The sequence below is a fragment of the Sphingomonas sp. GM_Shp_1 genome, assembly GCF_026540895.1.
Classification (GTDB): Bacteria; Pseudomonadota; Alphaproteobacteria; order Sphingomonadales; family Sphingomonadaceae; genus Sphingomonas.
Genome location: NZ_JALNUR010000038.1, coordinates 1 through 23263 on the forward strand (window position 1 = coordinate 1; position 23263 = coordinate 23263).

General features: G+C 64.6%; 33 protein-coding genes and 1 tRNA gene. 3 read left to right on the forward strand and 31 right to left on the reverse strand.

What is annotated here, in order from left to right; genetic code table 11:
- Positions 1–55 precede the first annotated feature (55 nt).
- From OXQ33_RS15030 to rplO, 3 genes are all read right to left on the reverse strand, one after another.
- Positions 56–703: an adenylate kinase gene (locus OXQ33_RS15030; protein ID WP_267435523.1), complete on the reverse strand. Its 648-nt coding sequence runs from the start codon at positions 701–703 to the stop codon at positions 56–58.
- A 43-nt stretch (positions 704–746) separates the two neighbouring features.
- Positions 747–2111 (reverse strand): preprotein translocase subunit SecY, encoded by a 1365-nt coding sequence (gene secY / locus OXQ33_RS15035; RefSeq protein ID WP_267435501.1) that lies wholly within the window; start codon positions 2109–2111, stop codon positions 747–749.
- A 159-nt stretch (positions 2112–2270) separates the two neighbouring features.
- Positions 2271–2801, reverse strand: a complete 531-nt coding sequence (rplO, locus tag OXQ33_RS15040; RefSeq protein WP_267435502.1) for a 50S ribosomal protein L15 — start codon at positions 2799–2801, stop codon at positions 2271–2273.
- Between the two features lie 245 nt (positions 2802–3046).
- Here rplO and OXQ33_RS15045 point away from each other — a divergent pair, with 245 nt between their 5' ends.
- Positions 3047–3889 carry a glycosyltransferase gene (locus OXQ33_RS15045; RefSeq protein WP_267435503.1) on the forward strand — a complete coding sequence of 281 codons (843 nt, stop codon included), beginning with the start codon at positions 3047–3049 and terminating at the stop codon, positions 3887–3889.
- Between the two features lie 858 nt (positions 3890–4747).
- On the opposite strand, the gene rpmD is transcribed toward OXQ33_RS15045, so the two are convergent.
- The 24 genes from rpmD to rpsL form a co-directional block, all read right to left on the reverse strand.
- Complete coding sequence (gene rpmD, locus OXQ33_RS15050; protein ID WP_267435504.1) at positions 4748–4927, reverse strand: 50S ribosomal protein L30; 180 nt, start codon at positions 4925–4927, stop codon at positions 4748–4750.
- Between the two features lie 6 nt (positions 4928–4933).
- Positions 4934–5653, reverse strand: coding sequence for a 30S ribosomal protein S5 (rpsE, locus tag OXQ33_RS15055; protein WP_267435505.1), 720 nt, complete (start codon positions 5651–5653; stop codon positions 4934–4936).
- A 1-nt stretch (position 5654) separates the two neighbouring features.
- Entirely contained in the window at positions 5655–6011 is a 357-nt protein-coding gene (rplR, locus tag OXQ33_RS15060) for a 50S ribosomal protein L18 (protein ID WP_267435506.1), read from the reverse strand.
- The gene (gene rplF / locus OXQ33_RS15065) at positions 6011–6544 is read right to left on the reverse strand and encodes a 50S ribosomal protein L6 (RefSeq protein ID WP_267435507.1); all 534 of its coding nucleotides are present in this window, start codon (positions 6542–6544) and stop codon (positions 6011–6013) included. The genes rplR and rplF overlap by 1 nt, the downstream gene beginning before the upstream one ends.
- Positions 6544–6939 carry a 30S ribosomal protein S8 gene (gene rpsH, locus OXQ33_RS15070; protein WP_267435508.1) on the reverse strand — a complete coding sequence of 132 codons (396 nt, stop codon included), beginning with the start codon at positions 6937–6939 and terminating at the stop codon, positions 6544–6546. Before rpsH ends, rplF begins: the two co-directional genes overlap by 1 nt.
- Positions 6940–6951: 12 nt before the next feature.
- Positions 6952–7257 carry a 30S ribosomal protein S14 gene (gene rpsN, locus OXQ33_RS15075; RefSeq protein ID WP_042491166.1) on the reverse strand — a complete coding sequence of 102 codons (306 nt, stop codon included), beginning with the start codon at positions 7255–7257 and terminating at the stop codon, positions 6952–6954.
- A 57-nt stretch (positions 7258–7314) separates the two neighbouring features.
- A complete protein-coding gene (gene rplE / locus OXQ33_RS15080) occupies positions 7315–7896 on the reverse strand; it encodes a 50S ribosomal protein L5 (protein ID WP_042491169.1) in 582 nt (193 codons plus the stop codon).
- Positions 7889–8206, reverse strand: coding sequence for a 50S ribosomal protein L24 (gene rplX / locus OXQ33_RS15085; protein ID WP_261269266.1), 318 nt, complete (start codon positions 8204–8206; stop codon positions 7889–7891). The genes rplE and rplX overlap by 8 nt, the downstream gene beginning before the upstream one ends.
- Complete coding sequence (gene rplN / locus OXQ33_RS15090; RefSeq protein WP_007406105.1) at positions 8206–8574, reverse strand: 50S ribosomal protein L14; 369 nt, start codon at positions 8572–8574, stop codon at positions 8206–8208. Before rplN ends, rplX begins: the two co-directional genes overlap by 1 nt.
- Positions 8575–8807: 233 nt before the next feature.
- Positions 8808–9080 (reverse strand): 30S ribosomal protein S17, encoded by a 273-nt coding sequence (gene rpsQ / locus OXQ33_RS15095; protein WP_058746471.1) that lies wholly within the window; start codon positions 9078–9080, stop codon positions 8808–8810.
- 12 nt (positions 9081–9092) lie between these two features.
- Complete coding sequence (gene rpmC / locus OXQ33_RS15100) at positions 9093–9293, reverse strand: 50S ribosomal protein L29 (RefSeq protein WP_267435509.1); 201 nt, start codon at positions 9291–9293, stop codon at positions 9093–9095.
- A complete protein-coding gene (gene rplP / locus OXQ33_RS15105) occupies positions 9293–9727 on the reverse strand; it encodes a 50S ribosomal protein L16 (protein ID WP_007406071.1) in 435 nt (144 codons plus the stop codon). The genes rpmC and rplP overlap by 1 nt, the downstream gene beginning before the upstream one ends.
- Before the next feature lie 12 nt (positions 9728–9739).
- A complete protein-coding gene (gene rpsC, locus OXQ33_RS15110) occupies positions 9740–10450 on the reverse strand; it encodes a 30S ribosomal protein S3 (RefSeq protein ID WP_267435510.1) in 711 nt (236 codons plus the stop codon).
- Positions 10450–10827 (reverse strand): 50S ribosomal protein L22, encoded by a 378-nt coding sequence (gene rplV / locus OXQ33_RS15115; RefSeq protein WP_230481236.1) that lies wholly within the window; start codon positions 10825–10827, stop codon positions 10450–10452. Before rplV ends, rpsC begins: the two co-directional genes overlap by 1 nt.
- Entirely contained in the window at positions 10827–11105 is a 279-nt protein-coding gene (gene rpsS / locus OXQ33_RS15120; protein WP_037569384.1) for a 30S ribosomal protein S19, read from the reverse strand. The genes rplV and rpsS overlap by 1 nt, the downstream gene beginning before the upstream one ends.
- A 6-nt stretch (positions 11106–11111) precedes the next feature.
- A complete protein-coding gene (rplB, locus tag OXQ33_RS15125) occupies positions 11112–11963 on the reverse strand; it encodes a 50S ribosomal protein L2 (RefSeq protein ID WP_261269267.1) in 852 nt (283 codons plus the stop codon).
- 4 nt (positions 11964–11967) lie between these two features.
- Positions 11968–12279 (reverse strand): 50S ribosomal protein L23, encoded by a 312-nt coding sequence (locus tag OXQ33_RS15130; protein WP_042491181.1) that lies wholly within the window; start codon positions 12277–12279, stop codon positions 11968–11970.
- Positions 12272–12898 (reverse strand): 50S ribosomal protein L4, encoded by a 627-nt coding sequence (gene rplD / locus OXQ33_RS15135; RefSeq protein WP_267435511.1) that lies wholly within the window; start codon positions 12896–12898, stop codon positions 12272–12274. The genes OXQ33_RS15130 and rplD overlap by 8 nt, the downstream gene beginning before the upstream one ends.
- Positions 12899–12901: 3 nt before the next feature.
- Positions 12902–13636: a 50S ribosomal protein L3 gene (gene rplC, locus OXQ33_RS15140; RefSeq protein WP_056430750.1), complete on the reverse strand. Its 735-nt coding sequence runs from the start codon at positions 13634–13636 to the stop codon at positions 12902–12904.
- Between the two features lie 283 nt (positions 13637–13919).
- Positions 13920–14228 (reverse strand): 30S ribosomal protein S10, encoded by a 309-nt coding sequence (gene rpsJ, locus OXQ33_RS15145; RefSeq protein WP_007406109.1) that lies wholly within the window; start codon positions 14226–14228, stop codon positions 13920–13922.
- Positions 14229–14791: 563 nt separating this feature from the next.
- Positions 14792–15982 (reverse strand): elongation factor Tu, encoded by a 1191-nt coding sequence (gene tuf, locus OXQ33_RS15150; protein ID WP_267435524.1) that lies wholly within the window; start codon positions 15980–15982, stop codon positions 14792–14794.
- Between the two features lie 134 nt (positions 15983–16116).
- On the reverse strand, positions 16117–18192 hold the full coding sequence (fusA, locus tag OXQ33_RS15155; RefSeq protein ID WP_267435512.1) for an elongation factor G: 2076 nt from the start codon (positions 18190–18192) through the stop codon (positions 16117–16119).
- 147 nt (positions 18193–18339) lie between these two features.
- Positions 18340–18810 carry a 30S ribosomal protein S7 gene (gene rpsG / locus OXQ33_RS15160; protein ID WP_230481229.1) on the reverse strand — a complete coding sequence of 157 codons (471 nt, stop codon included), beginning with the start codon at positions 18808–18810 and terminating at the stop codon, positions 18340–18342.
- Between the two features lie 66 nt (positions 18811–18876).
- On the reverse strand, positions 18877–19248 hold the full coding sequence (rpsL, locus tag OXQ33_RS15165; protein ID WP_058716507.1) for a 30S ribosomal protein S12: 372 nt from the start codon (positions 19246–19248) through the stop codon (positions 18877–18879).
- A gap of 297 nt (positions 19249–19545) precedes the next feature.
- On the opposite strand from rpsL, the gene OXQ33_RS15170 reads away from it, so the two are divergent.
- Positions 19546–19621, forward strand: a tRNA-Trp gene (locus tag OXQ33_RS15170).
- 179 nt (positions 19622–19800) lie between these two features.
- On the opposite strand, the gene OXQ33_RS15175 is transcribed toward OXQ33_RS15170, so the two are convergent.
- The 4 genes from OXQ33_RS15175 to OXQ33_RS15190 form a co-directional block, all read right to left on the reverse strand.
- Positions 19801–20121, reverse strand: coding sequence for a hypothetical protein (locus tag OXQ33_RS15175; RefSeq protein ID WP_267435513.1), 321 nt, complete (start codon positions 20119–20121; stop codon positions 19801–19803).
- 118 nt (positions 20122–20239) lie between these two features.
- The gene (locus OXQ33_RS15180; RefSeq protein WP_267435514.1) at positions 20240–20923 is read right to left on the reverse strand and encodes a DUF1013 domain-containing protein; all 684 of its coding nucleotides are present in this window, start codon (positions 20921–20923) and stop codon (positions 20240–20242) included.
- A gap of 167 nt (positions 20924–21090) precedes the next feature.
- Positions 21091–21792, reverse strand: coding sequence for a hypothetical protein (locus OXQ33_RS15185; protein WP_267435515.1), 702 nt, complete (start codon positions 21790–21792; stop codon positions 21091–21093).
- Positions 21793–21902: 110 nt separating this feature from the next.
- The gene (locus OXQ33_RS15190) at positions 21903–22886 is read right to left on the reverse strand and encodes an NAD(P)H-quinone oxidoreductase (RefSeq protein ID WP_267435525.1); all 984 of its coding nucleotides are present in this window, start codon (positions 22884–22886) and stop codon (positions 21903–21905) included.
- Between the two features lie 126 nt (positions 22887–23012).
- On the opposite strand from OXQ33_RS15190, the gene OXQ33_RS15195 reads away from it, so the two are divergent.
- Positions 23013–23207, forward strand: a complete 195-nt coding sequence (locus OXQ33_RS15195; protein WP_267435516.1) for a DUF1192 domain-containing protein — start codon at positions 23013–23015, stop codon at positions 23205–23207.
- The last annotated feature ends 56 nt before the right edge of the window (positions 23208–23263 follow it).

The window sequence follows — 23263 nt, forward strand, 5'->3', positions numbered from 1 at the left end:
ACGAAAAAGGGGCGCTTCCTTTCGGAACGCCCCTCTTCACACACTCGGGTTCGGATCAGCGATCGAGGATCGCATCGATCTCCGCACCGACCGCGTCCATCGCCGCCATGCCGTCGACCCGCGTCACGATCCCGCGCGCCTCATAGACCGGCAGGATCGGGGCGGTCTTGGCGCGGTACTCGGCCATGCGGGTACGCACCGTCTCGGCATTGTCATCGGGACGACGCTTGAACTCGGTCGAGCCGCAGACATCACAGACGCCCTCGACGAGGGGAGGCTTGAAGCTGTCATGATAGCCGGCCCCGCACGAGGCGCAGGTGAAACGCCCGGTTATCCGCTCGACCAGCGCATCCTCATCCACCGCCAGTTCGATGACATGGTCCAGCGTCTTGCCACGTTCGGCCAGCAGCACGTCCAGCGCCTCGGCCTGCGCCTCGGTCCGGGGATAGCCGTCGAAGATCGCGCCACCTTCCGCCTCGGCAGCATCCAGCCGCTCACCGATCAGCGCCGAAACGATCGCGTCCGACACCAGTTCGCCCGCGTCCATCACCGCCTTGGCCTGGAGCCCGACGGGGGTGCCCGCTTTGACCGCCGCGCGCAGCATGTCGCCCGTCGACAGTTGCACCATGCCGCGATTGGCCACCAGCCGCTGCGCCTGGGTTCCCTTGCCCGCCCCCGGCGGCCCCAGCAGGATGATGTTCACGCCCACGTCACTCTCCCCTCTTTCCCTTTGGTCCACCGTGCGATCAACGCAGGCGGCCGCCCTTCAGCTTCGCCTTCTTGATCAGATCGCCATATTGATGCGCGAGCAAGTGGCTCTGGATCTGAGTCACCGTGTCCATCGTCACGTTGACGACGATCAGCAGGCTGGTTCCGCCCAGATAGAAGGGGATCTGCAACGCCGAGACCAGATATTCGGGCAGCAGACAGATGATCGTCAGATAGGCCGCGCCGATGACCGTGATGCGGGTCAGGACATAGTCCAGATAGGTCTCGGTATTCTTGCCCGGACGGATGCCGGGGATGAAGCCGCCATAGCGCTTCAGATTGTCCGCCGTCTCCTCCGGGTTGAACACGACCGCGGTGTAGAAGAACGAGAAGAAGATGATGCCCGCGCCGTACAGCAGCATATACACGGGCGAGCCGTGCTGCAGATACTGGTTCAGGCTGATGATGAAGTCGCCCCAGCGGCTCTCGCCCGCGACACGCTGCCCGGCGAACTGCGAGATGGTCAGCGGCATCAGCAGCAGCGACGAGGCGAAGATCGGAGGGATCACGCCCGCCGTGTTGATCTTCAGCGGCAGGTGGCTGCGGTCCGCCTGCATGCCCCGCTGCGTCGCGCGCTTGGGATACTGGATCAGGATGCGGCGCTGCGCGCGCTCCATGAAGCAGATGAACAGGACGAGGACGACGACCGCGACGATGATGCCGATCAGGCGGACCGGGTCGATGCTGCCCGTCCGGCCGCCTTCGAGCAGGTTGACCAGCGTCGTCGGCAGATGCGCGACGATGCCCGCCATGATGATCAGCGAGACGCCGTTGCCGATGCCCCGGCTGGTGATCTGCTCGCCCAGCCACATCAGGAACATCGTACCGCCGATCAGCGAGATGACCGCCGCCATGCGGAAGGTCATGCCCGGCTCGATCACCGCCTGGATGCCCTGGCTGGCGCCCAGCGTCTCGAGGCCCACGGCGATGAAATAGCCCTGGATCGCGGTCAGCAGCACCGTGCCGTAGCGGGTATATTGGTTCAGCTTCTTGCGGCCGCTCTCGCCTTCTTTCTTGATGGCGGCGAGCTGCGGGCTCAGCGAGGTCGCGAGCTGCACGACGATCGACGCCGTGATGTACGGCATCACGCCCAGCGCGATCAGCGACATGCGGCTGAGCGAACCGCCCGAGAAGGTGTTGAAGAAGTCGAGCACGCCGCCCGTGGTCTTCTGGCTCAGCAGGCCCAGCGCGGTCGGGTCGACGCCCGGCAGCGGAACATAGCTGAGCAGGCGGAAGACGATCAGCGCGCCGATGGTGAACCACAGCCGCTTCTTGAGGTCGGTGGCCTTGGCGAATTTCGCCAGGCTGATGCTTTGCGCCATCTGGTCGGCTGCGGATGCCATAGCTGTTGCGTTATCCTGGAAACGAAAAACGGCGGGATGCGTTTTGAACCGCCCCGCCGCTCATATAGGCGCGAAGACGCGCTTGTCTAATCCGGATGAAAAAATCCGCCGCTGTCATGGTGGCCTTGCGCCATCCGACAGCGGCGGACTTTATCCGATTCAGGCCTTGGCGGCGAGCTTCGCAGCGCGGGTCTTGCCCTTCTTCGCAGCGGCCTTCTCGGCGGCGGGCACGACGTGCGGCACTTCGACCGAACCACCGACCTTCTCGACGGCTTCGCGCGCCGAGGCCGACACGCCCTGCACGACGAACGACAGCTTCGTGGTCAGTTCGCCCTTGGCGAGCAGACGGACGCCGTCCTTGCCGCCACGCGCCAGGCCGGCGGCCTTCAGCGCGGCGTGGTCGATCGTGCCGTCGGTCTTCAGCTTGCCCGAGTCGACCGCCTTCTGGATCGCGCCCAGGTTCACCTCGGCATAGTCCTTGGCGAAGATGTTGTTGAAGCCGCGCTTCGGCAGGCGCATGTGGAGCGGCATCTGACCGCCCTCGAAGCCCGCGATGGACACGCCCTCACGGCTCTTCTGGCCCTTGACGCCGCGACCGCCGGTCTTGCCCTTGCCCGAACCGATACCGCGACCGACGCGGATCTTGGACTTGCGGGCACCCTGGTTGTCGAAAAGTTCGTTCAGCTTCATGATTTGCACTCGCTTTCGCTTGTTTCGCGCATGGATGGGAAGTGCGGGCGCCTAGCAGCGTTGGGCGGCGGAGTCACGCCCTTTCGTCGCGAACAGCCGCGCCACGAAGATCGACGATTCTCGCAGGCCCCCATGCCGGGGTCAATGACGCAAATCGTCCCACGCCCCTATGTGCAAACGCCTTGCCTCATCCGCCGACGTGCTACACATGAACACTGGTTTTCCATGACGAATGAGGCCGACCGATGAATTCGACGCCCGCCGCCCGGATTCCTCGATTGATCCACCAGACCTATCGGACGAAGGATCTGTCCGATGATCTGCTGGCCAATGTCGAGCATCTGAAGACGCAGAATCCCGGTTTTTCGCATTATCTTTACGACGATGCCGATATCGCGGACTTCATTCGCGACGAGTATGGCGCGAAGGTCCAGGCCAGCTACAACAAGATCAGGCCGGAGTACGGCGCAGCGCGGGCCGATCTGTTCCGCTATCTGCTGATGTACGCGCGCGGCGGGGTCTATCTCGACATCAAGAGCACGACGACGCGTCCGCTCGAAGAGACGTTGCGGCCCGACGATTCGTTCGTCACCTCGCACTGGGCGAACCGGCCGGGCGAACGTTACGAGAATTGGGGGAACGACACCGTCCGGTTCCCCGAAATGCCCGAGGGCGAGTTGCAGCAATGGCATATCATCGCCGAGCCGAAGCATCCCTTCCTCGAAGCGGTCATCAACCGGACTCTCGCCAATATCGATCATTACAGCCCCTGGCGCCTGGGCATCGGTGCGCCCGGCACGCTCCAGACGACGGGCCCGATCTGCTACACCCGCGCGATCATGCCGCTGTTCGGCCAGCACCCGCACCGCCGGGTGCGCACCAATGACGAGATCGGGCTGCAATATTCGATCTACGAACGGCTCCAGCAGCATCAGGCGCTGAGCAAGAATTATTATCGCTTCCAGACCAAGCCGATCGTCAACGCTGCCGATAGCCTGGGCAAGGTGTCGCAGGCGGCCTATCAGGCGCAATGGCTGGTCCAGCGCAAATTCCGCCATCTGGGGCGGATACTGGGTCTTCGCAAATAGCCGAGTCGCGTCGATCGGAGCCTCCCAGCTAACGCGGATCGGTGTCGATGCGAAGATGCGAGGTGATTGCGGCACGCGGAGACGCGGAGGCGCGGAGATATCGAGCCCCGTCGGCCAAAGGCCGAGCCGGGGGTGGGACTGGGCGGACGGTTAGCTGTCACGAAGTAAGCAGCGCTCCATATTTCCCTGCAAATCCTAGGTCGGATCGACATTCGGATATGCCCGCCTTTTCCCTCGCCCCTCATAGAGGGGAGAGGGTTGCGCAGACTTGGTCTTTGCGAAAGCAAAGGCTTAGTCGGAGCTGGGTGAGGGGTGAGCGCCCGCCTGAGCGAGCGCGCGGGCCTTTGGCTCGCTCGCCCCCTCACCCAAGCTGCGCTAGCCAGCAAGCTGACGAGCTCCGCTAACCCTCTCCCCTATCCAGGGGAGAGGGAAGAAGGAGTAGCGGGAGTGTCGATTGGTCCTAGTAGCGCCGAACGCCGCCCCGAGGTCAGATCTAAGTCCATTCTATTCCTCCCTTCGTAGGGGAGGTGGCAGGCCGTCAGGCCTGACGGAGGGGTGTCGCGCTCTCGATAGGAGGACACCCCTCCACCATGCTGCGCATGGTCCCCCTCCCCTTGCAGGCGAGGAATGACGAAACTGCTGCCTGAATGCCGATCCGCGCTAGGCTTGATGCATCCCCCGGATCGAAGCGGCGTAGGAGCAACCCTCGCTCGCGCAAACGGCACGCCCCTGCCCTCACGCGAAACGAACGGCCCGTAAGGATGGCCGTCCGGCCAACGCCCTTATCCCAACGAAAAGAGGCCGTGGTCACCCAAGGATGACCACGGCCCCAATTCGCTAGTTCCGATGGGGAAGGGCTTAGCCCTCGACCACCTGAACCATGTGCTGCACCTTGCGGATCATGCCGCGGACTTCAGGGGTATCCTGAAGCTCGGAGACCTTGTGCATCTTGTTCAGGCCCAGGCCGACGAGGGTCGCGCGCTGGTCCTTGGTGCGGCGGATCGGCGAACCGGTCTGCTTGATCTTGATGGTAGCCATGGTCGCTTACTCCACGACGGCCGCGGCTTCCGCCTCGGCAGTCTGCTGGGTGGCACCGTGACCGCGACCCAGCAGGTCGGCGATCTTCTTGCCACGACGCTGCGCCACCGCCTTCGGCGAGGTCTGCTCGCCAAGGGCTTCGAAGGTGGCGCGTATCATGTTGTACGGATTCGACGTACCGACCGACTTCGTCACCACGTCGGCGACGCCGAGCGATTCGAAGATGGCGCGCATCGGACCACCGGCGATGATGCCGGTACCCTGGGGCGCCGAACGCACCGTCACGCGGCCCGCACCGAAATGGCCGTTGCCATCATGATGCAGCGTGCGACCGTCCTTCAGCGGAACGCGGACCATCGCCTTCTTGGCGGCAGCGGTCGCCTTCGAGATGGCTTCCGGCACTTCGCGCGCCTTGCCATGACCGAAGCCCGCACGTCCCTTGCCATCGCCGACCACGACGAGCGCGGCGAAGCCGAAACGCTTACCGCCCTTCACGGTCTTCGAGACGCGGTTGATGTGGACGAGCTTTTCGATCAGCTCTTCGCCCTGCTCCTCGGGGTTACCGCGACGGTCGTCGCGACGACCACGGTTGCCGTCACGGCCACCACGGCCGCGGTCACCACCGCCCGGACCACGGCCACGGCCGCCCCGGGGACCGCGACCCTGGGTCGCGTCCTGCGCGGCGCCTTCGGCACCGGCAACGGCCACGTTGTTCTCGTCAGCCATATTAGAACTCCAATCCCGCTTCGCGTGCCGCCTCGGCCAGCGCCTTGACGCGGCCGTGGAACAGGAAGCCGCCACGGTCGAAAACGACCTGCGTGACGCCGGCGGCCTTGGCCTTTTCGGCCACGCGCTTGCCGACTTCGGTCGCCGCTGCGACGTTCGCGCCCGACTGGCCGCGCACGTCCTTCTCCAGCGTCGAGGCCGAAGCCACGGTACGACCCGCCTCGTCGTCGATCACCTGGGCATAAATGTGCTTGCCCGAGCGATGCACCGACAGGCGCGGACGGGTGCCGGCCCGCGCACGCAGCGCGGTACGGTTGCGCCGACGGCGCTTCTCGAAAAGAGAGAGACCCTTGGTCATTACTTCTTCTTCCCTTCCTTGCGGAAGATGAACTCGCCGTCGTACTTGATGCCCTTGCCCTTATACGGCTCGGGCTTGCGCCAGCGGCGGATCTCGGCGGCCAGCTGGCCGACCTTCTGCTTGTCCGCACCGCTGATCTCGACGGTGGTGGCGTCCGGCGTCTTCACCTCGATGCCTTCCGGCACGTCGATGTTGACGTCGTGGCTGTAGCCGAGCTGCAGCTTCAGGGTCTTGCCCTGCGCGGCGGCGCGGTAGCCGACGCCGGTGATGACCAGCTTCTTGGAGAAGCCAGCGGTCACGCCGGTGACGAGGTTCTGCACCATGGTGCGCTGCATGCCCCAGAAGGCGCGGGCGCGCTTCGTGGCGTTGGCAGGCTGCACCGCGATGGCGTCCGCCTGGACGTCATAGGTGATCTCGTCGGCGAGCGGCATGGAGAGGGTGCCCTTGGGACCCTTCACGCTCAGCACCTTGTCGGCGATGGTCGCGGTGACACCGGCCGGAACCGGGACCGCCTTCTTACCGATGCGGCTCATCAGAACACCTCCGCCAGGACTTCGCCACCGACATTCTGCTCGCGCGCTTCGGCGTCCGACAGAACGCCACGCGGCGTCGACACGATGGTGATGCCCAGGCCGTTGCGAACGCGCGGAAGCTCCTGCGCGCCCGAATAGACACGGCGGCCGGGCTTCGAGACGCGCGCGACATGCTTGATCGCGGGCTGGCCCTCGAAATACTTCAGCTCGATGCGGATGCCAGCCGCGGGGCCCATCTGCTCTTCGCTGTAACCACGGATATAGCCTTCGCGCTGGAGCACGTCGAGCACGCGGGCACGCAGCTTCGACGCAGGCGTCAGGACGGAGTCCTTGCGCGCGCGCTGGCCGTTGCGGATGCGGGTGAGCAAGTCACCCAGGGGATCGGTCACTGCCATCTCAAATGGTCCTTACCAGCTCGACTTGGTGACGCCGGGGATCTGGCCCTTGTTGGCCAGTTCACGCAGCATGACGCGAGCGAGACGGAACTTGCGGTAATACGCACGCGGACGACCGGTGATCTCGCAGCGATTGCGGATACGGGTCGGGTTGCCGTTGCGGGGGATCTCGGCCATCTTCAGGCGCGCGATCAGACGCTCGGTCTCATCGAGACTCTGGTCGTTCGCGATCGCCTTCAGCTTCGCGTACTTTCCAGCATACTTCTTGACGAGAGCACGACGCTTCTCGTTCTTGTTGATTGAACTCAGTTTCGCCATGGACTTAAGCTCTTTCTGTAAGGACCCCCTCCCCGGCGTGGAGAGGGGGCAGTCCGGTTACGCCGCCTTCTTCTCGTCGGCAGCGTCTTCCTTGGGGAACGGGAAGCCGAAGAGACGCAGCAGCTCGCGCGCTTCGTCGTCGGTCTTCGCCGAGGTGGTCACGATCACATCCATGCCGCGCACCTTGTCGATGCGGTCATAGTTGATTTCGGGGAAGATGATCTGTTCCTTGATGCCGCAGGCATAGTTGCCGCGACCGTCGAAGGACTTGGGGTTCAGGCCACGGAAGTCGCGAACGCGCGGCAGCGCGATCGTGATGAAGCGGTCCAGGAACTCGTACATGCGCTCGCGACGCAGCGTGACCTTCACACCGATCGGCATGCCTTCACGCAGCTTGAACTGCGCGATCGACTTCTTCGCCTTGGTGATGACGGGCTTCTGACCCGCGATCAGCTCCATCTCGGAGGCGGCCTGGTCGACGCGCTTCTTGTCCTGCGTCGCTTCACCCACGCCCATGTTGAGCACGATCTTCTCGATCCGGGGGATCTCGTTGACGTTCTTGTAACCGAACTTGTCGGTCATCGCCTTGACGATGCTATCATCATAGATAGCCTTCATGCGGGGCTTGTAATCAGCCATCGATCTTCTCCCCGGTCTTGACGGCCACGCGGACCTTCTTGCCATCCTGCGTCTCGAAACGGACGCGGGTGGGCTTGCCGTCGGCGGTCACGTGCGCGACCTTCGAGATGTGCAGCGGAGCGGCGGTGCGCTCCAGGCCACCCTGCGGGTTCGCCTGGGTGGGCTTGCGGTGACGGGTGGCGATGTTGACGCCGTCCACGACGACCTTGCCGTCCTTCGGCATCGCCAGCGACACGGTGCCGGTCTTGCCCTTGTCCTTGCCGGACAGGACGATGACGCGATCGCCCTTCTTGATCTTGGCGGCGGCCATTACAGCACCTCCGGAGCCAGCGAGATGATCTTCATGTGCTTCTTGCCGCGAAGCTCACGCACGACCGGGCCAAAGATACGGGTGCCGATCGGCTCCTCGTTCTTGTTGACCAGCACGGCGGCGTTACCGTCGAAACGGATCACCGAACCGTCGGCGCGACGGATGTCCTTGGCGGTACGCACGATCACCGCGCGGTGAACGTCCCCCTTCTTCACGCGGCCACGCGGCTGCGCTTCCTTGACGCTGACGACGATGATATCGCCGACCGATGCGGTACGGCGCTTCGAGCCGCCCAGCACCTTGATGCACTGCACCCGCTTCGCGCCGCTGTTGTCCGCGACGTCGAGATTGGACTGCATCTGGATCATGGATCCGCTTCCTTCTCTCTTCTGGGGTGGATTCCGACCCAACCCCGCCTTAAAAAACGACCCCCGGCGCGGGCTACCGCGCCAGGGGGAGAGGCCCCATAGCCACTCCTGGTCCGAAAGGCAAGCGAGTCGCTTGGCGCCCTTCGACCAATCCGCTCATTGCCCCGAAGGGCCCCTTTTAATCCGAACCCCACTCCTCCGATCCGGAGAAGCGGGGCCCGAAGTCAAAGGGTTCAGCCTTCGGCCGAGGCCCGTTCCGGCGTCATGTGGGTATCGACCCGCTCGACGACCTTCCAGGTCTTCAGCTTCGAGATCGGGGCGGTCTCTTCGATCCGCACCGTCTCACCGGCCTTGTACTCATTGCTCTCATCGTGAGCATGATACTTCTTCGACCGACGGATGATCTTGCCGTAGAGGGGGTGCTTAACCTTCCGCTCCACATTGACGACGACCGTCTTGTCGGTCTTGTCCGAGACAATCACCCCGGTCAGCACGCGCTTGGGCATGTGTCTCGGTCCTTACTTGGCAGCCGCAGCGGAGCGCTGCGCCTGGATGGTCTTGATCCGCGCGATGTCGCGACGGACTTCCTTGACCCGGCTGGGCTTTTCGAGCTGGCTGGTGGCCGCCTGGAAGCGCAGGTTGAACTGCTCACGCTTCAGGTTGCCCAGCGCCTCGACGAGCTGGTCGTCGCTCTGGCCGGTATATTCAGTCTTGGCCATTACTCGCCTCCGAGGTGCGAGGTGTCGCCCAGACGGGCAACGACCTTGGTCTTGATGGGGAGCTTCATCGCGGCGCGCTCGAACGCTTCGGCGGCCAGCGGGCCGTCGACACCGTCGAGTTCGAACAGGATGCGACCCGGCTTCACGCGGGCGGCCCAGAATTCCGGCGAACCCTTACCCGAGCCCATGCGGACTTCGGCAGGCTTCGACGAGACGGGGACGTCCGGGAAGATGCGGATCCAGAGACGACCCTGGCGCTTGATGTGACGCGTGATCGCGCGGCGAGCCGCCTCGATCTGGCGAGCGGTGATCCGCTCCGGCTCCATGGCCTTCAGGCCATAGGAACCGAAGTTCAGGCTCGTGCCGCCCTTCGCATCGCCGTGGATGCGGCCCTTGAAGGCCTTGCGGAACTTGGTGCGCTTTGGTTGCAGCATGTTCTATGTTCCTTAGCGGCGATGATCGTCGCGCGCCGGGCGCACGCCGGAGGTCTGAGCCTCCATCATCAGCCGGTCCTGCGCCATGGGGTCATGGCCCAGGATCTCGCCCTTGAAGATCCACACCTTCACGCCGCACACGCCATAAGCGGTGTGCGCCTGCGCTTCGGCATAGTCGACGTTCGCGCGCAGCGTGTGCAGCGGAACGCGGCCTTCACGATACCATTCGGTACGCGCGATTTCCGCGCCGCCCAGACGGCCGCCGCAGGTGATGCGGATGCCCTCGGCGCCCAGACGAAGCGCCGACTGCACCGCACGCTTCATGGCGCGACGGAAGGCGATACGACGCTCGAGCTGATCCGCCACGCCCTGCGCGACGAGCTTGGCGTCGATCTCGGGCTTGCGGATTTCGACGATGTTCAGCGACACTTCGGACGAGGTCATCGCACCAAGCTTCTTGCGAAGCTTTTCGATGTCGGCGCCCTTCTTGCCGATGATCACGCCCGGACGCGCCGCGAAGATCGAGATGCGGCACAGCTTGGCCGGACGCTCGATGACGACCTTCGAGATCGCGGCCTGGGGCAGCGTCTTCATGATGAACTGGCGGATCTTCAGATCCTCCAGCAGCAGGCGGCCATAGTCATGGCCTTCGGCGAACCAGCGGCTGTCCCAGGTACGGTTGATCTGGAGACGCAGGCCGATCGGATTGCTCTTCTGACCCATTATGCTTCTTCCTGCTCGCGGACGACGATGCGGAGCCGCGAAAACGGCTTCAGGATGCGGGTCGACTTGCCACGACCGCGCGTCGCGAAACGCTTCATGGTGATCGACTTGCCGACCGACGCCTCGGCGACGACGAGGGCGTCGACGTCGAGGTTGTGGTTGTTCTCGGCATTGGCGATCGCGGAGGCCAGGACCTTGCGCGCGTCGACGGCCATCGCCTTCGTCGAGAAGGCGAGGATGTTCATCGCGTCGCCGACCTTCTTGCCGCGGATCAGGCCCGCGACCAGGTTCAGCTTCTGCGCCGAACCGCGGATCTGCGTGCCGACCGACAGCGCTTCCTTGTCACCGACCTTGCGGGGGGATGCGGGCTTGGACATCAGCGCTTACCCTTCTTGTCGGCAGCGTGGCCGGGGAAGTAGCGCGTGGGCGCGAATTCACCGAGCTTCATGCCGACCATGTCCTCGTTCACCGAGACGGGAACGAACTTGCGACCATTGTAGACGTTGAAGGTCAGACCGACGAACGACGGCAGGATGGTCGAGCGGCGCGACCAGGTCTTGATCGGACCTGCGCGGTTGCCGGCATCCTGAGCCACTTCGGCCTTCTTCAGGAGATGGAGGTCCACGAAAGGACCCTTCCAAACGGAACGAGCCATTGCGTGTTAGCCCTTCTTCTTGGCGTGGCGGCTACGGATGATCATCTTGTCCGTCGCCTTGTTGTGACGAGTGCGCGCACCCTTGGTCGGCTTGCCCCACGGGGTGACCGGATGACGGCCGCCCGAGGTCCGGCCTTCACCACCGCCGTGCGGGTGGTCGACCGGGTTCTTCGCCACACCACGGGTCAGCGGGCGATGGCCCTTCCAGCGGTTGCGACCGGCCTTCGCCAGGTTGGTGTTGCCGTTGTCGGGGTTCGACACGGCGCCGACCGTCGCCATGCAGTTCGCATGGATGTAGCGCTGCTCGCCCGAGTTCAGGCGGACGATGACCATGCCCTTGTCGCGGCCCACGACCTGCACATAGGTGCCGGCCGAACGGGCGATCTGACCGCCCTTGCCGGGCTTCATCTCGACATTGTGGACGATGGTGCCGACGGGCATCTGGCCCAGTTCCATCGCGTTGCCCGGCTTCACGTCGGTCTTCTTGCCCGCGATGACCTTGTCACCGACGGCCAGACGCTGCGGCGCGATGATGTAGGCAACGTTGTCCTTGCCCTCGGCATCGGCGCCGTAGTTGATCAGCGCGATGAAGGCGGTGCGGTTGGGATCATATTCGATCCGTTCCACGGTGCCTTCGACGTCCCACTGGCGACGCTTGAAGTCGATGAAGCGGTAACGCTGCTTGTGGCCGCCCGCGATACCGCGGCTGGTCACATGGCCCTTGTTGTTGCGGCCGCCGGTCTTGCGCTTGCCTTCGGTGAGCGCCTTGACGGGCGCGCCCTTCCACAGCGCCGAGCGGTCGACGAGGATCAGGCCGCGGCGGGCCGGGCTCGTCGGGTTATAATGCTTGAGTGCCATCGCCTCAGATCCCCGTCGTCACGTCAATGGACTGACCGTCCTTGAGGGTGACGATCGCCTTCTTCATGTCCGAGCGCTGGTACGGAGCGCCCTTCCACTTCTTGGTCTTGCCCTTCTGGACGATGGTGTTCACGCCGGTGACGTTGACGTCGAACAGCGCTTCCACCGCCGCCTTGATCTCGGGCTTGGTAGCACCGGGGGCGACCTTGAACACCACGGCGTTGTGCTCGCTGAGGAGCGTCGCCTTCTCGGTGATGTGCGGCGCGACGATCACGTCGTAATGACGCGGATCGACCGCCTTCTGCTGCTTAGCCATGGAAACGGGCCTCCAGCTTTTCGACAGCCGAGCGCGTCAGCACCAGGGTGTCATGCTTCAGAATGTCGTAGACATTGGCGCCGGCGGCCGGAAGGACGTTGATTTCCTTCAGGTTGCCCGCGGCCAGCGCGAACGACGTTTCGACGGCGTCGCCATCGATGACCAGCGCGGTCTTGCCGAAGCCGAGCTTCACCAGATCGCCCTGCAGCGTCTTCGTCTTGTTACCCTCGACGGCCAGATCGTTCATCACGATCAGCGAACCCGCCTTGGCGTGGCTCGACAGCGCCATCTTCAGGCCCAGAGCGCGAACCTTCTTGTTCAGACCCGGGTTGAAGTCGCGGACGCGGGCGCCGTGCGCCTTACCACCGCCGATGAAGACGGGGGCCCGACGATCGCCGTGACGAGCGACACCGCCGCCCTTCTGGCGACCGAGCTTCTTGCCCGTGCGGGCGACATCGGCGCGCTCACGGGTGCCGCGCGCGGTGGCGCGACGCTTTTCCAGCTGCCAGGTCACAACGCGGTGCAGGATGTCGGCACGCGGATCGAGGCCGAAGACCTCGTCGTTGAGCTCGATCTCTGCGGCGTCGGTGCCGGCGAAGGATTGAACCTTGACCTTCACGACTTAGCCCTCCTGGCTCTCGGTGGCTTCCGGAGCAGGCTCGGCAGAAGCGTTGTTGTTGGCGGCCGCCTTGATGCTGGCGGGGAACGGGGCGTCCGCATGACGCGAAACCTTGACCGCGTCCTTGACGATCAGCCAGCCACCCTTCGAGCCGGGCACCGAGCCCTTGACGAAGATCAGGCCGCGCTCGACGTCGGTCGACACGATTTCCAGGTTCTGCTGGGTGCGGTTCTTGTCGCCCATGTGGCCGGCCATCTTCTTGTTCTTGAAGACGCGGCCCGGATCCTGACGGTTACCGGTCGAACCATGCGAACGGTGCGAGACCGAGACGCCGTGGGTCGCACGCAGACCACCGAAGTTCCAGCGCTTCATCGCACCGGCAAAGCCCTTACCCTGGGTACGACCCTGGATATCGACATACTGGCCGGGGACGAAATGGTCGGCGGAGATTTCCGCGCCGACGTCCAGCAGGCCGTCTTCGTTCACGCGGAACTCGACCAGCACCTGCTTGGGCTCGACTTCGGCCTTGCCGAAGTGGCCACGCTGCGGCTTGGCAACATTCTTGGTCTTGGCGACACCTGCACCAAGCTGGACGGCGGTATAGCCGTCACGATCCATCTCGCGGCGGGCGACGACCTGTACGCCTTCAAGCGCCAGAACGGTGACCGGCACGTGCCGACCATCGTCCTGGAACAGGCGGGTCATCCCCAGCTTCTTCGCGATCACGCCGGTACGCATGATCCTGTTCCTTCCTCGACAGAGGCCCCCAAGAACCATTCAAGGGGGGCATATCCAGCCCGGATAAAGCGAAACGAGCCCCCGTCCCGGGCTGGTGACCGGCGGACCGGTCAGACGGGGGACGCTGCCCCGGCACCATCTCGCTTGCGCGAAACCACCGGGAGGTATCCCTTAAGAGTGCCGGATCACAGGAGCGACCTCGGCGCGTTTTCCGGCAGCTTTGGACCGGGAAACGCCAAAATCCCGTGGGACGGAATCGTCGACCACGGGAATGCTGGCTCTCTTACGCCAGCTTGATCTCGACATCAACACCTGCGGCGAGGTCGAGCTTCATCAGCGCATCGACGGTCTGCGGGGTCGGCTGCACGATGTCCAGCATCCGCTTGTAGGTGCGGACCTCGAACTGCTCGCGCGACTTCTTGTCGATGTGCGGACCACGGTTGACCGTGAACTTCTCGATGCGCGTCGGAAGCGGGATCGGACCGCGGATAAGAGCGCCGGTGCGGCGCGCGGTGTCGGCGATGTCGCCGGTCGCCTGATCGAGCACGCGATGGTCGAACGCCTTCAGACGAATGCGGATATTGCTGTCCATGATCCCTACCGATGCGAAAGAGCGGGCTTTCCGGTTTTCTCCATGCGGGCGACGAGTGCGATCGGTCGATCCGACCAGGCACTCGACCGTCCGCCGTGAAGGCGACCTTGGGCCGAAACAAACTCTGGGTTACGACAGTGGCGGCGAACCACCCCTGCCCTCACTAAAAGCAAACGGCCGACTCCGGTGTTTCCGGTGCCAGCCGATTCCCTCAAGGCGTGTGCCTATACGCATATGGACCGAGGGCCGCAAGGGGGTGGATGCGGGTTTTTGTTGGAAGTGCGGAACCATGCGCGGCTCCGCCCTACTCTCCACCGCCGTTCAGCCTGAGCGAAGTCGAAGGCGACGTCAGGCGCGCACCCCGGGGCGTGCACTTAGACATCGCTCGGTGCGAACGGGGTTCAGTCCGTCATCCCAGCGAAGGCTGGGATCTCTCGCGAAGGTGCCCCGCCTACCGAGAAAGGCCCCAGCTTGCGCTGGGGCGACGGAGTGACCAACGAAAAAGGCCGACCCCGTCGCCGGGGCCGGCCTTCCTCAAGAAGTAACAGGCTTTCGCCCGAGACTTACTTGTCGATCGCGCTGACGACGCCGGCGCCGACGGTTCGGCCGCCTTCACGGATCGTGAAGCGCTGACCGATGTCCATGGCGATCGGAGCGATCAGCTTCACGCCCAGAGCGACATTGTCGCCCGGCATGACCATCTCGGTGCCCTCAGGCAGCTCGACGGTGCCGGTGACGTCCGTGGTGCGGAAGTAGAACTGCGGACGATAGTTCGCGAAGAACGGGGTGTGACGGCCGCCTTCTTCCTTCGACAGGACATACACTTCCGACTTGAAGTCGGTGTGCGGCTTGATCGAACCCGGCTTGCAGAGAACCTGGCCACGCTCGACCTGGTCGCGCGCAACGCCACGGATCAGCGCGCCGATGTTGTCGCCGGCTTCACCCGAATCGAGCAGCTTGCGGAACATTTCGACGCCGGTGACGGTGGTCTTGCGGGTGTCGTTGATGCCGACGATCTCGACTTCCTCGCCAACCTTGACGATGCCGGTCTCGACGCGGCCGGTGACGACCGTACCACGACCCGAGATCGAGAACACGTCTTCGATCGGCATCATGAACGGCTTGTCGAGCGGACGCTCCGGCTGCGGGATGTACTCGTCAACGGCCTTCATCAGCTCGAGGACGGCTTCCTTGCCGAACTTGTCGTTCGAACCCGACAGGGCGCAGGTGGCCGAACCCTTGATGACGGGGATGTCGTCGCCCGGGAATTCATACGAGCTGAGCAGCTCGCGGATTTCCAGCTCGACCAGCTCAAGGATTTCTTCGTCGTCGACCAGGTCGACCTTGTTCATGAACACGACCATCGCGGGCACGCCGACCTGACGGGCGAGCAGGATGTGCTCGCGGGTCTGCGGCATCGGGCCGTCGGTCGACGACACGACCAGGATCGCGCCGTCCATCTGCGCCGCGCCGGTGATCATGTTCTTCACATAGTCGGCGTGGCCGGGGCAGTCGACGTGCGCATAGTGGCGGTTCGTCGTCTCATACTCGACGTGCGCGGTCGAGATGGTGATGCCGCGCTCACGCTCTTCCGGAGCCTTGTCGATGTTCGCGAAGTCGACGGCGGTACCGCCGGTCGTTTCGGCCAGAACCTTGGTGATTGCGGCGGTCAGCGAGGTCTTGCCATGGTCGACGTGACCGATGGTGCCGATGTTGAGGTGCGGCTTGTTCCGCTCGAATTTTGCCTTTGCCATTTTCCTACCTTCTGAATCGAATTCGGTGCCGCATCCGAGGCCACGCGAACGCGGCCCCATAGCGGGTGTTTCAGGTGATTGCCAGCCCCTAGCGTGTTCGCGCCCCCAGTTGCCCCGGGGGCGCGATATACGCGTTAGGCGAGCTTCGCCTTGACTTCGTCCGCAACGTTCTGCGGCACTTCGTCATAGTGCGAGAACTGCATCGAGTATTGTGCACGACCCTGGGTGAACGAGCGGAGCGCGTTCACATAGCCGAACATGTTGGCCAGCGGGACCATCGCCTCGACCGTCTGCGCGTTGCCGCGCGTGTCGGTGCCCTGGATCTGGCCACGACGGCTGTTCATGTCGCCGATGACGTCGCCCAGATAGTCTTCCGGGGTCACGACCTCGACCTTCATGACCGGCTCGAGCAGCGTGATGCCCGACTTCTGGGCCGCTTCGCGCATCGCGCCACGGGCACAGATTTCGAACGCCAGCGCCGACGAGTCGACGTCGTGGTACGCGCCGTCATACAGCAGGACTTCGAAGTCGATGATCGGGAAGCCGACCAGCGAACCGGTTTCCGCGGTCTCACGGAAGCCCTTCTCGATCGCGGGGATATATTCCTTCGGAATGTTACCGCCCTTGATCTCGTCCTTGAAGACGAAGCCCGAACCACGCTCGCCGGGCGTCAGCTTGACCTTGACGCGGCCGAACTGGCCGGTGCCGCCCGACTGCTTCTTGTGCGTGTAGTCGATGTCGACCGGCTTCTTGAGGTATTCGCGATACGCCACCTGCGGCGCACCGACATTCGCCTCGACCTTGAACTCGCGCTTCATGCGGTCGACCAGGATCTCGAGATGGAGCTCGCCCATGCCCTTGATGATGGTCTGGCCCGACTCGGCGTCCGAGGTCACGCGGAACGAGGGGTCCTCGCGCGCGAGACGATTGAGCGCGACGCCCATCTTCTCCTGGTCGGCCTTGGTCTTGGGCTCCACCGACAGCTCGATCACGGGCTCGGGGAATTCCATGCGCTCCAGGATGATCGGGGCGTTCTGCGCGCAGAGCGTGTCGCCGGTCGTGGTGTCCTTGAGGCCCGCCAGCGCGACGATGTCGCCGGCATAGGCTTCCTGGATGTCTTCACGGCTGTTCGCATGCATGAGCAGCATACGACCGATCTTTTCCTTCTTGTCCTTCACCGAGTTCAGGACCTGCGACGACGTTTCGAGCTTGCCCGAATAGATGCGCGCGAAGGTGAGCGAGCCGACGAACGGATCGTTCATGATCTTGAACGCCAGCGCCGAGAAGGGCTCGGTGTCCGACGAAGGACGCTCGTCCGGCGTCTCGCCGTCGAGCTTCACGCCCTTGATGGCCGGAACGTCGAGGGGCGACGGCAGATAGTCGATGACCGCGTCGAGCAGGGGCTGCACGCCCTTGTTCTTGAACGCCGAACCGCAGACCACGGGGACGAACGCCATTTCCAGCGTGCCCTTGCGGATCAGCTTCTTCAGCTCCTCGACCGAGGGCTCGTTGCCTTCCAGGTACGATTCCATCGCGGCATCGTCCTGCTCGACGGCCATTTCGATCAGGTCGCTGCGATACTTGGCGGCCTTTTCCTTCAGGTCATCGGGGATGTCCTGATATTCGAACTTGGCGCCCAGCGACTCTTCGAGCCAGATGATCGCGCGGTTCTCGACCAGGTCGACTAGACCCTTGAAGCCGCCCTCGATGCCGATCGGCAGATACAGGACCGCCGGACGCGCGCCCAGACGCTCGATGATCGAGTTCACGCAGAAATAGAAGTCGGCGCCGGTACGGTCCAGCTTGTTGACGAAGCACATGCGCGGCACGCCGTACTTGTCGGCCTGACGCCACACGGTTTCCGACTGCGGCTCAACGCCCGCCACGCCGTCAAAGCAGGCGACCGCGCCGTCGAGCACGCGGAGCGAACGCTCCACCTCAATGGTGAAGTCGACGTGCCCGGGGGTGTCGATGATGTTGATGCGGTTGTCGTTCCAGAAACAGGTCGTCGCGGCCGACGTGATGGTGATGCCGCGCTCCTGCTCCTGCTCCATCCAGTCCATGGTGGCGGTGCCTTCATGCACTTCGCCGATCTTGTAGGACTTGCCGGTGTAATAAAGAATGCGCTCGGTCGTGGTCGTCTTGCCGGCATCGATGTGCGCCATGATGCCGATGTTGCGATACTTCTCGAGCGGATGGCTGCGGGCCATGATCGATCTTCCTCAAGCGTAGGGGGGAGCCGGTTGGCCCGGCTCCCCCTTATATAGGCTGTTTGCGTGACCAGCGGAAGACCGCCGGCACCGCGCTCCGAAAAGGTTGCGGCAGGCCGGAAATAAATCCGGTCCCGCCGCAATCCCTTACCAGCGGTAGTGCGAGAAGGCGCGATTCGCTTCCGCCATGCGGTGCGTATCTTCGCGCTTCTTGACCGCGTTGCCGCGATTGTTCGCGGCGTCCATCAGCTCGCCCGACAGACGCGCGGCCATGGTGTTCTCCGAACGGGCGCGCGACGCGCCGATCAGCCAACGGATGGCCAGAGCCTGGGCACGCTCCGGACGGACCTCGACCGGAACCTGGTACGTCGCACCGCCGACGCGGCGCGAACGGACTTCGATGCCCGGCTTGATGTTGTTCAGCGCATCGTGGAACACGCCGATCGGATCGCGCTTGGCGCGCGTTTCGACGGTTTCCAGAGCACCATAGACGATGGATTCGGCGACGGACTTCTTACCGTCCAGCATGACCGAATTCATGAACTTCGACAGGACCACATCTCCGAACTTGGGGTCCGGCAGGATTTCCCGCTTTTCGGGACGACGACGACGAGCCATTCTCGTATTTCCTTACAAAACTTCAGCCTTTGATGGTCGAGGAGCCTCGAATGAGGCCCGACCGGCTTACTTCGGACGCTTGGCGCCGTACTTCGAGCGGGACTGCTTGCGATCCTTCACGCCCTGCGTGTCGAGGACGCCGCGCAGCACGTGGTAGCGCACGCCGGGAAGGTCGCGCACACGGCCGCCGCGGATGAGCACCACCGAGTGCTCCTGCAGGTTGTGGCCTTCGCCCGGAATGTACGAAATGACTTCGCGCTGGTTGGTCAGGCGAACCTTGGCCACCTTGCGAAGCGCCGAGTTCGGCTTCTTCGGGGTCGTCGTGTAGACACGGGTGCAAACGCCGCGCTTCTGCGGGTTCTGCTCCATTGCAGGGACCTTGGACTTGGCCTTCTGCAGTTCGCGGCCCTTGCGGACCAGCTGGTTGATCGTCGGCATTGAAGCCTTCACCTTTCCATGAGGTTACTTTGCTGGAGCCATCACAGCACTTCGGAATACAAAAAGGGGCCATCGTGGCTTGCGCCCGGCCCTATTCGCATCCAGCAATGTTCAAGCTTGCCCGACGGATAAGTCCCGAATCTCGAGAAATCGCCTTCGTGCAGCGGCGGGCTATACGCGTGAAGGCCGGTTGGGTCAATCTCGGGTATAGAAGCCCCCGCCTCCCAAGAATCTTCGATTTTCGCACATCAGGCGCTTGCCCTGCCCGATCCACCGGGCTAATGGCAGCCGCCTCGCAGGAGTGTAGCTCAGTTGGTAGAGCATCGGTCTCCAAAACCGAGGGCCCACGGTTCGAGTCCGTGCACTCCTGCCACTTTCCCCTGACATCGTCGGATAGGTGACGCCGCAGTTTGCGGCGAGCGTCGACGCGCGACGGCTTACCGGGAACCGTCATCCCAGCGCAGGCTGGGATCTCTGACAATCGTTCCCGCGCGCTCGATAAAGGCCCCAGCCTGCGCTGGGGCGACGATGAGATGTTGACGGAGTGGACCGTCAATTCACCGGCCGTGGCCCGACGCCCGGCGGAGTCGCGGGGTCGACCTCGTCGATCTCGTCGCCCCGGTTGCCGCCACCGGCTCCTGCCCCGCTGCCATGCACTTCGCCCGTCTTCGGATCGACCGAGGCGCGCCGGCCATTGTCTGCGGGCAGGCTGGTTTCCGCATGGCCCTCACCCGGCGCGGGCGCGGTGGTGGTGACGCTGCCCGCCGGTTCGGCGCGGCCCATCGCGTCCTCGTCGTCGCGGGTATAGCCCTGCCCCGAATAGCCGCTGTCGCGGTCGAAGGGCTGGGGCGGGCGCTTGTCGGTATCGGACATGGACGATCTCCTTGCTGCCCGGGTCAACGGGACAGGAGAGCCGCCGTTCCCCCAAACGCGAAAGGGGCGCCCGGCCTGTCGGCGGACGCCCCTTTCCTCAGGCCGAAGCCCGATAGGATCAATTGCGGAACAGCGAGTGCGGGTCGATGACGTCGTCGCCCTGGCCATGGCCGATCGAATCGACGTCGCGGCTCTGCTGCTCGCGCTCGGCACGCAGCGAGGCGAGCAGGGCTTCGCGATCGCCCTCCAGCCGGGTGTCGGTCGGCTGCGCATCGGCATTGCCGCCGGTCGACTTGGCCGCCTTCGCCACCGCCGAATCGAGCTCGCGCTGCGTCGTCAGGCCCAGGGTCACCGGGTCCTTCGGCGTGATGTTGGCGATGTTCCAGTGGCTGCGGTCGCGGATCGCCGCGATCGTGGTGCGGGTGGTGCCGATCAGGTTGCTGATCGCCCCGTCCGAGATTTCCGGGTGGTTGCGGATGATCCAGGCAATGCCGTCCGGCTTGTCCTGCCGCTTGCTGACCGGCGTGTAGCGCGGGCCCTTGGTACGGCGGACCTGCTCGGGGCCCTTGGTCATCTTCATCCGGTAATCGGGATCGGCCTGCGCCTTCTCGATCTCGGACTGGTTCAGTTCGTGCGCACGCACGGGATCGCGACCGGTCAGCTTGGTGGCGGCGGTGTCGTCGGCGATCGCCTGCACCTCGAGGATGTGGAGGCCGCAGAAATCCGCGATCTGCTCGAACGAGAGCGATGTGTTGTCGACCAGCCAGGAAGCGGTCGCATGGGGCATGAGCGGCTGGGCCACGAAGATCACTCCAGTCGGAAAATAAAAGGGCCGCCCCTCATCGGAGCGGCCGTAGCGGCGGTAAATCTAGTGAAAGCCGCACCCAAGAGCAAGGTGCACCGCCACAAACTGTCCGGATTGGTCCGGCGGGCCTAAGCAGCGACGCCTATCAGACCCGGCGCCGGGGCTCAATCCTCATCGAATCGACCGAAGGGAAGAAGCTGCGAGGCGAGCCTGCGCGCCGCCTGCGTATCCCCCGCACGCAGCGGGACGAGCACCTGCGCCGCACCGCGTTGCAGGATGCGGTCGAGCGCCGTGGGCGCCTCGGCGCGGGTCGCCTGCTCGGCGAGCGCCCGGCCACGCGGGTCGCGCGGATCGAGTTCCAGCCGCAACAGCGCGGCAAGCCCCGGAAACAGCGCGCGGTCACCGCCCAGCGCCACCGCCCGCTCCAGCGCGGACAGCCCCAAGGATCGCTGCGCCCCCAGCGCGGCCCGCCCCATGATCGTGCCGAGCTTCTTCACTGCGCCGATATGCCAAGCCCCCAGCGCCACCTGCGCCTCCGCATCGCGGGGGTTCTGCGCGACCAGCGCCTCGAACTGCCGCCGCGCCGCCACCGCATCGGTGCGGTTCCCGGTCAGCTTCGCGCGATAGCCGAGTGCGGTAGCGCGCATCAGCAAAGCCTCCCGGTCGTCGGGTGCCCGCCGCAACGCATTGCCCGCGGCGGCATAGGCATTGGCCACGCGGCGCAGCGCGCTCGCCTCGTCCGCATCGCCGAACGACGCCTGGGTCAGGATATCGCGAGCCGATTGGGCCAGCGCCGGAAGCGGCAGAGCGGCGCATGTCGCGACGGCCATCATGGCGAGCCCCGCTCGCCCCCATCGCTGCGCCATCGCCATGCCCCCTTACGATCCTCACTGAAATCGACACCGGAAAAACAGCCGATCCGGTCTTTTGCTTCGTCGCAAGCTTTGCGGCCGCGATCAAGTCCGGCGTCCTGGGATCAATGGTCCAGCGTCAGGACGATCTTGCCCAGATGGTCGCCCGCCTCCATCCGGCGATGGGCGTCGGCCACCTCGGCCAGGGGGAAGCTGCGGTCGATGACCGGGCGAAGCCGCCCTTCCTCGACATGCGGCCAGACGATCCGCGCGATCTCGTCGGCGACCATCGCCTTGAACTCGCGGTCGCGCCCGCGCAGCGTAGATCCGGTCAGGATCAGGCGGCGGCGCATCACCTCCCAGATCGGGATTTCGGCCTTGGCCCCGCGCTGCACCGCGATCGAGACGTGCCGCCCCTCCTCGGCCAGGCATTTCAGGTTGCGCGGGACATAGTCGCCGCCGACCATGTCCAGCACGATGTCGACGCCGCGCCCGTCGGTGAAGCTCTTCACCGCCTCGACGAAATCGGTGGATTTGTAGTTGATCGCCTTGGCCGCGCCGAGCTTTTCGGCGGCGGCGCATTTCTCGTCCGATCCGGCGGTGACGATGACCGTCAGGCCGAACAGCTTGCCCAGCGCGATCGCCATGGTGCCGATACCGCTCGTCCCGCCATGGACCAGCAGGGCGTCGCCGTCGCGGGCATAGGCGCGCTCGAAGACGTTGGTCCAGACGGTGAACAGCGTTTCCGGCAACGCCGCCGCCTGCACCATCGAAAGGCCGTGCGGCACGGTCAGGCAGTGCTCGGCGACCGCGACCGCATATTCGGCATAGCCGCCGCCGCCGATCAGCGCGCAGACCGGCTGGCCCAGCATCTCGAACCCGACGCCCGCACCGACCGCGACGATATCGCCCGCGATCTCCAGCCCCGGGATCGACGGCGCGCCCGGCGGCGGCGGATAGAGGCCCTGGCGCTGCATCACGTCGGGCCGGTTGACCCCCGCCGCCGCGACGCGGATCAGCACCTCGCCCTCACCCGGCATGGGGGTGGGACGCTGTAGGGGCACCAGTACTTCGGGGCCGCCCGCCACCTCGGGATCGATGGCGGTCATCATTTCGGGAATGTCGACAATCCCCATCACATCGCTATCCGCGCGCACCCATCCGCCCCCTTCGCCCGTCCGTCTTCGCGACCGTTATTGACATCGAGGGCCACCGGGTCAACGCTGCATACCCAGATGGACACGGATGATTCCCCCCTCCGCACGCCGGACAGCCTGACCGCGCTGGTCCAGGCGGACCTCGATCCGCTCTCGCTCGCCGAGCTGGAAGCGCGGATCGCGGTGTTGCAGGGCGAGATCGAGCGGACGCGAAGCCATATGGCGCGCGCCTCGCTCCACCGGGCCAGCGCCGACGCGCTGTTCAAGCGGTGACCCGCATCGGATCGGCCGGGCGATCATACGCCTTTTGCCGGTCCATCGGGTCGCCC